The 11,627-nt window shown below is 50.0% G+C and carries 15 protein-coding genes; 7 read left to right on the top strand and 8 right to left on the bottom strand.

Translation table 11 applies throughout. The annotated features are described in order from the left end of the window. The 4 genes from VMT62_03925 to VMT62_03910 form a co-directional block, all read right to left on the bottom strand. A partial coding sequence (locus VMT62_03925; GenBank protein HVN95554.1) for a response regulator occupies positions 1-465 on the bottom strand: 465 nt, incomplete at its 3' end. Then, positions 462-1,031 (bottom strand): chemotaxis protein CheD, encoded by a 570-nt coding sequence (locus VMT62_03920; protein ID HVN95553.1) that lies wholly within the window; start codon positions 1,029-1,031, stop codon positions 462-464. The genes VMT62_03925 and VMT62_03920, both read right to left, overlap by 4 nt. After that, positions 1,028-1,855, bottom strand: a complete 828-nt coding sequence (locus tag VMT62_03915; protein ID HVN95552.1) for a protein-glutamate O-methyltransferase — start codon at positions 1,853-1,855, stop codon at positions 1,028-1,030. The genes VMT62_03920 and VMT62_03915 overlap by 4 nt, the downstream gene beginning before the upstream one ends. A gap of 240 nt (positions 1,856-2,095) precedes the next feature. Then, positions 2,096-2,539, bottom strand: coding sequence for an NUDIX hydrolase (locus VMT62_03910; protein ID HVN95551.1), 444 nt, complete (start codon positions 2,537-2,539; stop codon positions 2,096-2,098). 83 nt (positions 2,540-2,622) lie between these two features. On the opposite strand from VMT62_03910, the gene VMT62_03905 reads away from it, so the two are divergent. After that, positions 2,623-3,360: an amidohydrolase family protein gene (locus tag VMT62_03905; protein HVN95550.1), complete on the top strand. Its 738-nt coding sequence runs from the start codon at positions 2,623-2,625 to the stop codon at positions 3,358-3,360. 58 nt (positions 3,361-3,418) lie between these two features. Here the strand turns inward: VMT62_03905 and VMT62_03900 are convergent, their stop codons facing one another. The 3 genes from VMT62_03900 to VMT62_03890 are packed head-to-tail and all read right to left on the bottom strand — an operon-like array spanning position 3,419 to position 5,613. Further along, complete coding sequence (locus tag VMT62_03900) at positions 3,419-4,198, bottom strand: acyl-CoA dehydratase activase (GenBank protein ID HVN95549.1); 780 nt, start codon at positions 4,196-4,198, stop codon at positions 3,419-3,421. A gap of 14 nt (positions 4,199-4,212) precedes the next feature. Continuing rightward, on the bottom strand, positions 4,213-4,428 hold the full coding sequence (locus VMT62_03895) for a biotin/lipoyl-containing protein (GenBank protein HVN95548.1): 216 nt from the start codon (positions 4,426-4,428) through the stop codon (positions 4,213-4,215). Between the two features lie 27 nt (positions 4,429-4,455). After that, complete coding sequence (locus VMT62_03890) at positions 4,456-5,613, bottom strand: acyl-CoA dehydrogenase family protein (protein HVN95547.1); 1,158 nt, start codon at positions 5,611-5,613, stop codon at positions 4,456-4,458. A gap of 214 nt (positions 5,614-5,827) precedes the next feature. Here VMT62_03890 and VMT62_03885 point away from each other — a divergent pair, with 214 nt between their 5' ends. From VMT62_03885 to VMT62_03865, 5 genes are all read left to right on the top strand, one after another. After that, positions 5,828-6,745, top strand: coding sequence for an MBL fold metallo-hydrolase (locus VMT62_03885; GenBank protein HVN95546.1), 918 nt, complete (start codon positions 5,828-5,830; stop codon positions 6,743-6,745). Positions 6,746-6,907: 162 nt separating this feature from the next. Further along, entirely contained in the window at positions 6,908-7,768 is an 861-nt protein-coding gene (locus tag VMT62_03880) for a 3-hydroxyacyl-CoA dehydrogenase NAD-binding domain-containing protein (protein ID HVN95545.1), read from the top strand. Positions 7,769-7,788: 20 nt separating this feature from the next. Further along, positions 7,789-8,571: an enoyl-CoA hydratase-related protein gene (locus VMT62_03875; GenBank protein ID HVN95544.1), complete on the top strand. Its 783-nt coding sequence runs from the start codon at positions 7,789-7,791 to the stop codon at positions 8,569-8,571. A 124-nt stretch (positions 8,572-8,695) separates the two neighbouring features. Then, positions 8,696-9,880, top strand: coding sequence for a thiolase family protein (locus VMT62_03870; protein HVN95543.1), 1,185 nt, complete (start codon positions 8,696-8,698; stop codon positions 9,878-9,880). 10 nt (positions 9,881-9,890) lie between these two features. Beyond that, positions 9,891-10,388, top strand: a complete 498-nt coding sequence (locus VMT62_03865; protein ID HVN95542.1) for a zinc ribbon domain-containing protein — start codon at positions 9,891-9,893, stop codon at positions 10,386-10,388. A gap of 46 nt (positions 10,389-10,434) precedes the next feature. Here the strand turns inward: VMT62_03865 and VMT62_03860 are convergent, their stop codons facing one another. Beyond that, the gene (locus VMT62_03860) at positions 10,435-10,962 is read right to left on the bottom strand and encodes an acyloxyacyl hydrolase (GenBank protein ID HVN95541.1); all 528 of its coding nucleotides are present in this window, start codon (positions 10,960-10,962) and stop codon (positions 10,435-10,437) included. Between the two features lie 181 nt (positions 10,963-11,143). Between VMT62_03860 and VMT62_03855 the strand changes: the two genes are divergently transcribed. After that, positions 11,144-11,627: thermonuclease family protein (locus tag VMT62_03855; GenBank protein HVN95540.1), on the top strand; the 484-nt coding region annotated here is incomplete at its 3' end.

Genomic DNA, 11,627 nt, shown 5'->3' with positions numbered 1-11,627 from the left:
GATGACCGCATCAGCAGTCAGTTTGGGTTGGACAATCATGGGCTTGAAGGCGGCTTTCTTAAAGTTAGCGCGCGAGGCCGCTTTGACCGCATCACAGATGAGGATTCTTGATTCCTCGAAGAACTGTTTTACTCCGAGCTTCGGCTTGAGAATGATATCCAGCGCCCCGTATTCCAGCGCTTTGAGCGTTGTTTCCGAGCCGTCTTCAGTGAGCGAGGAGCAGATAACCACGGGGATAGGATGCTGGGACATGATCTTTTGGAGAAAGGTGATGCCATCCATACGAGGCATCTCTACATCGAGGGTGATGACATCGGGGACCTTCTCCCTGATCAGTTCCACTGCGATGAAGGGATCGCGTGCTGACCCGATCACCTCTATGTGCGGGTCGGACGACAAGATCTCTGTGAGCGTCTGGCGGACAACTGCGGAATCATCGACAACGAGGATTTTAACCTTATTCATGGCGTCTCCGTGATGTTCGTGAAATAGTTATGCTCTGGTGATGCATTTCGGTTGCGTTGCTTTGTCAGGGTGCGGAATCTGGTGTTCACTGTTCGCGTCTCCTCATTTGAAATTCGGGTAATTCGTTTCAGAAGGATTCTTCCCGTATGCACATGAAAATGTATTTTTCTTCCCAGTTCACCGCCCACATGAGACGCTGCCAGAGACAGACCCTGCCCTTGAATGAGACTCAGGGCAGTCTCTATATTCTTCTGTCCCACCGTTGACGAGTTGGTATGTGTCCTGTCGAGCACATCAGCCCCACCGATGAGTTTGATCTCCATCTCGCCCTTGCTAATACCCATGATTTCTATTTTTTTGAGCATGTACAAGAGGGAACTATCCACATAACGGAACGGGTCATCCCCGCTTGGCGAGGGGTTGATCGGAAGCTGGGCGTGACAGATGCCACCCACCCTCAGGCGTTTGCTAAATATGGTGAGTGCAACGCAGGAGCCGAGTATTGTAGTAACGATCTCGGGCTTATCGGATATGTATATCTCACCTGGCTTGAGAAAGATGTTCATGAGACCCTCCGGTATACCGTTGGGGCCACCTGGGTCAAAGGCACGTCCATTCCGAAAAGAGTCTCCGAGTGGCCCATGAAGATATATCCGCGAGGCGATAGGTATTTGCAGAACTTGGTAAGAAGTCTTTGCTGAGTAGGCTTATCAAAGTATATAACCACGTTTCTGCAAAATATGATATCTATGGATTCACGAAACCCAAAATCACTGTCCATGAAGTTGAGCCTTCTAAATCTGACACGGTCCCGTAACACGGGGATGACCCGATAAAGCTTGTGGGATTTGTCTTTGCTCACGAGAAGGTATTTCTTCTTCATATCCCAGGGTATTGGACTCACCCTTTCATCATCGTATACGGCAACCCGCGCCTTGTCGAGCATCCTTGTTGATATGTCGGTAGCCACGATCACAAATTCACAGCCGAACTCATTTAAGACCATGGCCAGCGTGTACGGCTCCTCTCCGCTCGAACACCCCGCACTCCAGACTGTGATGGTCCTCTTCGTCCTCACCAGTTCGGGGAGTATCTCTTGGGTAAGGTAATGGAAGTGGGCTGGTTCTCGAAAAAAATCCGTCTTGTTGGTAGTTACTTGATTGATCATATCTGTCAGCTCTTCTTCTATACCTTCCTGGCTGAACAGATAATCGCAGTATTGAGAGAATGATCCCAGGTTCAGTTTCCGTAGCCTTTTCTGCAGACGAGCCTCGAGCATGGGCTTTTTGGCCTCAGTAATATTAATGCCGCATTCGTGATAGATGAACTCCTTCAGACGGACAAAATCGTTTTTAGACAGGTTTACAATCCGGGTCGATTCGTCGTTCACTGGCCGCCTCTCTGCGAACGGTAACTGTTACCCCGTTCCGGTTTTATCACCTCCCCTACCATATTTATCGTCACAAGTGCTGTTTTTGTTAATAGGACGGTGTAAATGGAGGGCGGAAGGAAAGACCGGGGGACGGTCATTACGGTTAAAGACCACTAACTGTTTATGTCAAAGATGTTTCTGACCGGACAAGCGGGTTTTATAATGTAGAGGCCGCTCGTTCTCACGGCATGATGATGATCACTGCGCGCTGACAGAAGGTCTCTTGCCGGTCTTCAGATAGGTGAAATAGTCGCCAACGATCTCCCGGTGATCGAAGGCTATACGTTCCGGCAGGGTCGCTTCCAAAAACACTTCGGCTCGTTTCGCATCATCCTGGCCTTTAAGAACGCCGCTTTTTGCATCCGCGATAAAGACAACCGTCACAGTATGGAACCGCGTGTCTCGGCCGGGTTTGGAGTAAACGTGAAACTGTTCTATGAGCTCTACATCAAGAGATGTTTCCTCTCTGGCTTCCCGACGTGCCGCCTGCTCCACCGATTCCCCCATCTCAACGAACCCTCCGGGCAACGCCCATCCGTGAGGCTCGTTCCTTCTCTCAACCAGCACGATTCCCCGATTATACCGTATAATAGTGTCAGCCGTAACGAGCGGTGTTTTCACGCGTCTCTCCCATTTTTCCATTGCCGCTCACCCGCCTATCTTTGGCCCATCGATCACTTTGGCACTTTACAAGAATATAGCAACTGTGCTAATCACATGCAACTATGGATTTTGAAATTATCATCGACAGTCATACCCACTGGGGACCTTCAGCCACCATGGGTATCGAGGTGGCTACCCATGAACTTCAGAGGCAGCAGAGGGATTCGGGGGTCACCCATGTCGTGATCATGCCCTTTCCCTCAACCGCCATACAAACGAACCGCATCAATGACCAGGTCCTGGAAGAAACAGCGCGCGTGAGCAATTTCACACCTTATCACTACATACGCGAGAATTACGAAGATGAGCTGTTTGATCCCATCCCTCAGCCCTATTTCGGCGGCAAGTGGCACTGGATGCGAGGCGTCCAGGACTCTGCCTCCAATTACCGCATTCTCGAGGATGCCGCGCTTGCTCCCCTCTGCGAAAAGATACGAATAACCGGTAAACCGGTTATTTTTGAGGAGGAATTCGAATTCACCAGAAGGTTTGTCGAGATGTTTCCACGGCTTTTTTTCATCATTCCCCATCTTGGCCTTCTGGGCGGGGATTCGCTCGATTTTCTTAAGGCCTTTAAGAAGCACGAGCATATATACTTCGACACTGCGCTCGCGGCAGAAGATACTATCCTCGAATTCGTGAGAAGCGTAGGCGCCGAACGGGTGCTTTTCGGTTCCGATGTGCCTTTTGGTTCTATGAAAAGAGAGCTTTCTAAGATTCTCGCACTGCCCCTTGGGCGCGATGATAAAGAGCGTATCCTCTACAAGAATGTGAGAGACCTCGCTCATCTCACCCTGTAGCCTTTAGTAATAAAAAAGGCCGGCAAAAACCGGCCTTCTCTTATTCAACCTGCTAATGTTAAGCCGCTTTCTCCAAAGCCAGTATGGCGGCTCCAAGCGCACCCACGATCTGTGGTTCCTCATAGATTTTCAAGCGAGTATTGAGTGCTGCTTCCAGGGCTTTGACGACCCCGATATTTTTCGCCACGCCTCCGGCCATAATGATCTCCTCTTCAACGCCTCCTAATCTATTAAGAAGTCCCATGGTCCTATCCGCAATGGCCTTGTGGATCCCGTACAGGATGTCCTCGAGCCCCTCTCCCTCGCTTACGAGCGAGATGACCTCGGATTCCGCAAACACAGTACAAATACTGCTAATCGTGAGTTCCTTTTGATGTTTCAGGGAAATATCGCCGATGTCGCCGAGTTCCACACTAAGGGCCTTTGCCATTACTTCCAGGAACCTTCCCGTGCCTGCAGCGCACTTATCGTTCATCTCGAACTCGATGACGCGGCCGCGTCCATCAACCCTGATCGCCTTTGTGTCCTGACCGCCTATGTCGATAATTGTCCGTGCGCCCGGGAAAAGGTGATTCACGCCTTTGGCAATGCACGTAATTTCCGTGACCGCCTGCTGAGCAAATGAGGCCCTCTTCCTTCCGCAGCCGGTGGCTACGATGTAAGCTATGTCGGAGGTCTTCTTTTCGGGATATGAAGCCGCTTTTTCGAGCGCCTGCTCCGCCGTTTTTCTGGAGTCTGCGCCCGTCTGAAAAATCGTGTATCCCACAACTCCCTTCTCATTGTCAAGGAGCAATGCTTCCGTCGTAATAGACCCTATATCAATACCTGCAACAAGCATGATACTATTCCCACCTACTCAATAACAGCAAGAACAGTGTCCGCTTCGACTTCCTGTCCGGCTGCAATTTTTATTTCCTTAATAATACCGCCTACCGGTGCAACAATAGGCATTTCCATTTTCATGGCTTCCAGTGTCGCAATCTGGTCATCCTCGGCGACCTTGTCCCCCACCTTCACATTCACGCCTACTATTTTTCCAACCATCGGAACGGTAACTTCTGTTGCCATGTGCATACCTCCTTAAAATTTACTGGACTACGACTTCCTGTATCCCAGAGCAAATCCCGCTATTATCATCTTCTGGATATTGGAAGTCCCCTCAACGATCTGATAGGACTTGGCATCCCTGAAGAGTCGTTCCACGGGATACTCCGAGGAAAAACCATACGAACCAAAAATCTTTACGGCCTCCGAAGCGCAGAAGTTCGCCGATTCTGCAGCGTAGTATTTTGCCATGGAGGTTTCAAGGGTGTTGTTTAAACCCTGGTCTTTCTGCCATGCGGCCTTGTAAACAAGGAGTTTCGCCGCTTCATGCTCCACATACATTCTCCCGATCTGTTCCTGAACCATGGGTTCCTGACCGATGGGATGACCGAACTGCTCTCTTTCATTGGCGTATTTACATGCTTCTTCGATACAGGTCTGGGCCAAACCGATAGCCCTCGCAGCCGAGCTCAATCGCGTAAAATTAAGCATGGTCATACAGATCGCAAAACCCTGACCGAGCTTTCCAACAAGGGCGCTCTTTGGGATCTTGGCCTCCTCGAAGAAAATCTCACCCGTTGGGGCACAGTGAAGACCGAGTTTAGTCGTGATCGCCCTCTGGGTTATACCGGGCGTATTGAAATCGACGATAAAGGCGGATATGCCTTTGTGCTTGAGCGATTTATCCGTGTACGCGTAAACAATACCGCAGCCACAATAGGGCACACCGGATATCCAGGTTTTGGTGCCGTTCAAGACATAACCATCGCCCACATCCGTGGCCGTGGTTCTCATACTGGCCGCGTCGGATCCTGAATTGGGTTCGGTAATTGCGAAGCATCCCCCGCTCGTACCTGCGATCAGTCCCGGCAGGTATTTCTCTTTCTGTTCATCGTTTCCAAATTTCAAAAGCACATTCTGGGGTCCGTTCATTTGCAGGTTAAAAGGAAGTCCCCAGGAAGGACTCACTCTCGCAAGCTCTGTGGCCATGAGGGTGGCCGCCATATTCCCTTCTTCCAGACCGAGTCCGCCATACTGCTCAGGGGCGATACAGCCGAACATACCCTGATCACCCATTTTCTTCATAATTTCAGGGCGATATTTATGTTCTTTCTCATCTTCTTCCATGGTAGGCTTGATATTCTTGACTGCAAAGTCATAAGCCATCTTTCGCATAGACTCAAGTTCAGCTGAAAATTTGAACTCCATAATACTCTCCTTTCTTACGAAATTGTGAAACAATGAACAACCAATCTTAGCAAAAGCCCTTTTCTTCTGTCAAGCTAAATTTGTCTAATCACGGGCATCTATCGCACTTGCGAAATGTTAACAAAAAACAGAAAATTGGTCAATCAAGAATAAATCTGTTGAAGGCTCTGGGGTGGCTTCGCTATAATGAGCATGGATAGAGGATAAAGCAGGAGTGATATTTGAAACCACAGGACACGTTGCGAATCAGCTCTTTGTCACCGGATTCGCATGGTCGCCGTCGTATCTCGTCACAGGGCGAACGCCCCTACTGTTCGAAGCCGGCTTTTCGTGTATGGGAAGGCTCTATGAACGAGATGTGAGGAAGGTGCTCACCGCTCATAATCCTGCCTATCTCTTTCTCACCCACGTACACTACGACCACTGCGGCGCTGCCTCATATCTCAGAGAGGCCTTCCCGGGACTCAAGATATGTGCCTCGCAGAGGTCTTATGAAATCATCCGCCGCAAAAACGCCCGTGACCTCATGTCGTCGCTTAGCAGCTACGTGGTCCCGCTCATCGCAGACAGGTCGGATGTGGAAAAAGCCATGCTGATAACGGAGCCTTTCCGGCCATTCGAAATCGATATCATCCTGAACCGCGAGGAGACAATTCGGATCGATGAGGGCCTCTCGGTTCAGGTCTTTATAACTCCCGGTCATACGAGAGACATGTTGAGCTATTACCTGCCTGAGAAGAAGATACTTTTCGCCACGGAGTCGGCAGGATGCCTGGCGAAGAACGGTCGCATCGTGAACGAATTTCTAGTCGATTATGAATCGTATATGGCCTGTTTGAGACGGTTCTCCGAACTCGACGTAGAGGTCTTCTGCCAGGGCCACCACTACGTATTTACGGGAGAAGATGTGAAAAGGTTCTTTGCGTCTTCGCTTAAGGCCGCCCTTACCTTCAGGCGCCACGTAGAGGAACTCCTCGACAAGGAGGACGGGTGCGTTGAAAAGGTCGTTGAACACATAAAAAGAGAAGAGTGGGATCCGAATCCCGGACTCAAACAGCCTGAAAGGGCCTATTTACTCAATCTCAAAAGTCAAATCTCTCATCTCGCGGCGATGAGAAAGGGAGAGCCATAAGGATATGACAAGCCGTTAACACTTAAGACAACCATCGGAGAAATTAGGGTAACCATGCCGAATCTCCTTGATTCCTCTCCGGGATATGGTGTATAAGTTACAAGTTTATTGAGAGTCTATGTGAATTTCTTAATTATCAAATAAATTTTCAGGAGGGTCTACATGGAAATCAAAACCATCGGAGTTTTGGGCGCAGGCGTCATGGGAAATGGCATCGCTCAGGTAGCGGCCCAGGCCGGCTATAAAGTTATCCTGAGAGATATTGAAGACCGGTTTGTGCAGGGCGGCATCAAGAACATCGATAAATTTCTCTCAAAGACCGTGGAAAAAGGGAAAATGACCGCAGATGACAAGAATGCGATCATGGGACGGATCAGCGGCACGACTAAGATGGAGGACCTTAAAGCCGTCGATTTTGTCATCGAGGTCGTCATCGAGGTTATGGATGTAAAGAAGAAAGTCTTTGCCGAACTTGATGAGGTTACGAGGCCTGAGGTCATCCTTTCTTCTAACACTTCTTCCATGTCCCTCACTGAGATTGCAACGGCTACGAAAAGGCCTGACAAGGTCGTGGGTATGCACTTCTTCAACCCCGTTCCACTTATGAAACTCGTTGAAGTCATCAGAGGCATGCGCACGAGCGACGAGACAGTGGCCACAACGCTGGAGCTCACGAAGAAAGTGGGCAAAGAGCCCGTGGAAGTCAAAGTCGACGTGCCGGGATTTCTCGTCAACAGACTTATGATCTGCAGCTCTATAGAGGCGATAAAACTCTGGGAACAGGGCATCGCATCCAAAGAAGATATCGACAAGGCGGCCAAGCTGGGCCTTAACTACCCCATGGGTCCTTTCGAACTTATGGATCTCACCGGCCTTGATATCAATTATCACGTCATGGATTACTTTCACAAGGAACTCCCTAAAGAGTTGAAGTGGGACCCGCCACTCGCCATCAAGAACATGGTTAAGGCCGGTCTGCTCGGCAGGAAATCAGGCAGGGGCTGGTACGATTATTCCAAATAAGGCTATTCGAGGAGAGCGATATGAATTACGAGACGTTACTCGTTGAAAAAGTCGATAATGTGGGCATCATAAGACTCAACAGGCCCCCGGTAAATCCTTTAAGCGCCAAATCGTATCTGGAGATCTATGACGCAATCTGTGAGTTCGACAATGACTCCGCCGTGGGCGCTGTCATTATTACCGGTAACGGCGATAAGGCATTCGCAGCCGGCCTCGATGTGAAAGATGTGATGGGCAAATCCGTATCCGAGATTCTCGATTTTGCCTGGACAGCCCCGCGTAAGGCCTTCGATAAATTAACGGGCATGGCCAAGCCCACAGTTGCGGCCGTCTTTGGTCTCGCCCTTGGCGGGGGCTGTGAAGTGGCTATTTGCTGTGATATGAGGATCGCCTCGGAAGATGCGGTCTTTGCGCTTCCCGAGATCAATCTCGGCATCATGCCCGGGTCCGGAGCGACCCAGAGGCTCCCAAGGCTCGTGGGGCTCGCCCGAGCCAAAGAGATGCTCTACACCGGCGATAACATAAACGCCGCAGAGGCATATCGCATAGGGCTTGTGAACAAGATTGTACCCAAAGATAAACTTATGGAAGAGGCCATGGCCATGGCCAGGAAACTGGCGGCCAAGCCGCGGGCTGCGTTGGGACTCATAAAGAAATGTGTGGACAGCGGTCTCGATATGGACCTGTCTTCCGGTCTCACCATGGAAATGAACGCGTTTGCTATTGCTTTCACCTCTGAGGACGGCAGAGAAGGGGTGAACGCCTTTGTTGAAAAGAGAAAGCCCGTTTATAAAGGTAAGTAAGCGTTCCGCACATTCGGCGACCCTGAGATTTTGGCGTGAGAACGATTGGGTGAGCGATTAAGATGCTCCGCTACGCGGAAAACTGATGATTGACAGCTGAAATTAACACTAAGGAGGTTTGTGTATGACAAGACATGCATGCATCATTGCAGGCGGTCAAAACAAGTGGGGCGTGAGAGAAGCCCACTTGGTTGACCTGTTTCAAGAGGCGGCAAAGGCCTGTCTCGATGATATCCCCGGGCTAAAACCCAAAGATATCGACGGCCTTATCGTTGCCACCTCGTACGCAGGAAGATGTTCCTTCCAGGTGAATACCGCACCCGTTATCGCAGAAAGATGCGGATTGAAGCCCACATCCATATGCGTGAGAATCGATGTTCTCTGCGCCGGTGGAAGTACCGGTATTATTCTGGCCAAGGGCCTTGTCGAATCGGGAAATGCCGATATCGTCATGGTGGCAGGCGGAGAGAAACTCTATACGCCGCAGAAATGGGAAGTCTTGTACAGTGAGCTCGCGTCCGTGGACCATGACTGGGACGGCGTGCACGGCATGGGACTCCCACCGCCGTTCTTCGCGCTGACCGCGCAGGAGCACTTTCAGCATTACGGATCCAAGAAAGAACAGCTAGCGGCCGTTTCCGTAGCGAACTACAATTATGCGGCCACCAACCCGGTGGCTCAGATGCAGAAGGCGTTGACCCTCGAAGAGGCTCTCGCCGCCCCTGTGGTTGTTCCCCCACTTACGCTTTACGATTGCTGCCCCATCACCGATGGAGCCGCAGCCTGCATCGTCACCACTGAAGAGATTGCCAAGAAACTCACCAACAGACCTCTCGTCTATCTGAGAGGAACCGCTCAGGCTTCCTTAAACAGCGTTTCCGTGAACTTCCCCGGAGCCCATCTTGCGGATTGGAAGCATACGCGCATAGCCGCCGAAAAGGCATATAAGAGAGCAAAGGTATCGCCGGGTGACGTAAAAGTCGCTCAGACCCACGACTGCTTCTCGATCTCCGAAGTCATCGAAGTCGAAGAACTCGGTTTCTGCAAAAAGGGTGAGGGCGGTGAATTCTGCGGTTCAAAGCAGATCGAACTCGGCGGAAAGGTTCCGGTAAATACAGACGGCGGTCTCCTTGCCGTTGGCCATCCATTCGGTGCAACAGGCATCCGACAGGGTATCGAGATCATGAAGCAGCTCCAGGGCCGCGCACGTCACCAGGTAAAGAATGCCGACATCGGCCTGACGCACAACCTGAGCGGAGCGAATGCTGAACATACCATAATCATTTATGGTCAAGAACCAGTAAAATAAGGAGGAAAATATGTCTGTATTAGGAATACCGGTTCTCGATAATCTTTATCCGGCAACAATGGATATGTGGCCCATAGAGGCTAAAGAATTCAACAGGTCCTACACCTTTTATGAAAACTTAAAAAAAGGTAGATTTACCACCACGAAATGCAAGGGCTGTGGTCACGTGGCGTACCCTCCGCGGGTAATCTGCCCCGAATGTTACTCGGAGGATCTGGAATACGTGGACCTGCCGACAAAAGGCAAAGTCATCGTTCTTTCCGAAGAAGTGAAAGGTGTTCCCCTGGGTTTCAATTCCCCGCTCATTCATGCGGTGATTGATTTAGGAGCCGATCCGGTGAGGAGATTCCTCACGAGAATTATCAACTGCCCCGCCGGTTCCTTAAAACAAGGCGACGAGGTGCAACTCGCCGTTTTCGATATTCCTGCAACACCGATTGAAAAAGGGAAAGCAGGCACCATTATGGCTGAGAGGGTTTTCTTCGCCTTCGAGCCCGTGAAGAAGTAGTTCATCTTGGTAGGGCGGCATAACGCCGCCCTACCCTCTTTTCATTCTAGAGATACATTCCTACAAACAGAATACTTGAATTGAGCGATCGGTTGGGCGTGGCTGTGTCCCCATTAGAGTAGTGCTTAAACCGGCCTTCCACGAAATATTTGTCCCATCTATAACCCAATCCACCCTGCAGGATAAACCACAGGTGGGTGCCTTGTCCGCTATACCCCATACTCGTGTAAAGCGAGCCTCCCCCTGCGGTTGCAAAAAGCCCATGCTTTTTCTTCTCGTCCACATAGGCTTTTGCAAAAATTGAAACTCCCCCATCCACGCCTTCGGTTGGCCGATTAATGTACGAGACAAAAGGCTCGATGGTCCAATTGACTCTCTTAAAGAGACGTCGCTCATGGAAGAATGTCATCTGACCGTAATCGTAGTTGCCGTCACGTATCTGAACACCTCTCATGTCGTTATTGAAGGTGCCGAATCCGTACCCGATTGAGAGCCCGTCCTGTTGGGCAAGAATGTTTAAAGGCGCCGACAGGAAGACCATCAGGCATGCGCACACGAAGATCTGTTTTCTCATACAACCCTCCGGAGTCTGATATCGAACGCTTCTCTCTATAATATCTCGCGACCATACACATAGTTATTTATCGCGGCGGAAAAATGTTGTAATATTCTTCATGCAAAAAACCCTTCCATTCCTTATATCTTTTTTCCTTCTCTTCTTTTTGTCAAGTAGTCTCACGGCAAAAGAGGCCATTGTGAGGAAAGTTATTGACGGCGACACGATCGAACTCGATACGGGCGAGATCGTCAAGTACGCCGGCATAGAGGCCCCGCAGATAAACCTGAAAGAAGGGTCGGCGTTCTACGCCAAGGAAGCAAAGAAATTCAACAACAAACTTGTTTTTATGAAGAAGGTTCGGCTCGAGTTTGATAAAGAACAGAAAGATAAAGAGGGACGGATCCTTGCATACGTTTTTGTAAAGAAGACCTTCGTCAACGGGGAACTCGTGAAACTCGGCTATGCGAGGGCTCATATCGTACCCCCCAACGAGAAGTATAAGGAGACGCTCATCGATTACGAAAAAAAGGCCGTGGAAGCAGATAAGGGACTCTGGCAGGAGAACAAAAAAGACACGGAAACTTTCTACGTGGGAAACAAAAGGACATACGTGCTTCACAGGCCATCGTGCAAATCTGTTGATAAAATCCCTGAAAAGAGTAAAATTATTTTCCGGAATA

Source organism: Syntrophorhabdaceae bacterium, assembly GCA_035541755.1.
GTDB lineage: Bacteria > Desulfobacterota > Syntrophorhabdia > Syntrophorhabdales > Syntrophorhabdaceae > PNOF01.
This window is presented reverse-complemented; position numbering and strand designations above follow the sequence as displayed.

What these genes read in the sequence shown, in the direction of transcription:
- VMT62_03900 (HVN95549.1), bottom strand. Translation starts at nt 4,198, where the DNA reads ATGCTTGTTGCAGGTATTGATATAGGGTCTATTACGACGGAAGCATTG.
- VMT62_03895 (HVN95548.1), bottom strand. Translation starts at nt 4,428, where the DNA reads ATGGCAACAGAAGTTACCGTTCCGATGGTTGGAAAAATAGTAGGCGTG.
- VMT62_03920 (HVN95553.1), bottom strand. Translation starts at nt 1,031, where the DNA reads ATGAACATCTTTCTCAAGCCAGGTGAGATATACATATCCGATAAGCCC.
- VMT62_03905 (HVN95550.1), top strand. Translation starts at nt 2,623, where the DNA reads ATGGATTTTGAAATTATCATCGACAGTCATACCCACTGGGGACCTTCA.
- VMT62_03875 (HVN95544.1), top strand. Translation starts at nt 7,789, where the DNA reads ATGAATTACGAGACGTTACTCGTTGAAAAAGTCGATAATGTGGGCATC.
- VMT62_03910 (HVN95551.1), bottom strand. Translation starts at nt 2,539, where the DNA reads ATGGAAAAATGGGAGAGACGCGTGAAAACACCGCTCGTTACGGCTGAC.
- VMT62_03860 (HVN95541.1), bottom strand. Translation starts at nt 10,962, where the DNA reads ATGAGAAAACAGATCTTCGTGTGCGCATGCCTGATGGTCTTCCTGTCG.
- VMT62_03890 (HVN95547.1), bottom strand. Translation starts at nt 5,613, where the DNA reads ATGGAGTTCAAATTTTCAGCTGAACTTGAGTCTATGCGAAAGATGGCT.
- VMT62_03880 (HVN95545.1), top strand. Translation starts at nt 6,908, where the DNA reads ATGGAAATCAAAACCATCGGAGTTTTGGGCGCAGGCGTCATGGGAAAT.
- VMT62_03870 (HVN95543.1), top strand. Translation starts at nt 8,696, where the DNA reads ATGACAAGACATGCATGCATCATTGCAGGCGGTCAAAACAAGTGGGGC.
- VMT62_03865 (HVN95542.1), top strand. Translation starts at nt 9,891, where the DNA reads ATGTCTGTATTAGGAATACCGGTTCTCGATAATCTTTATCCGGCAACA.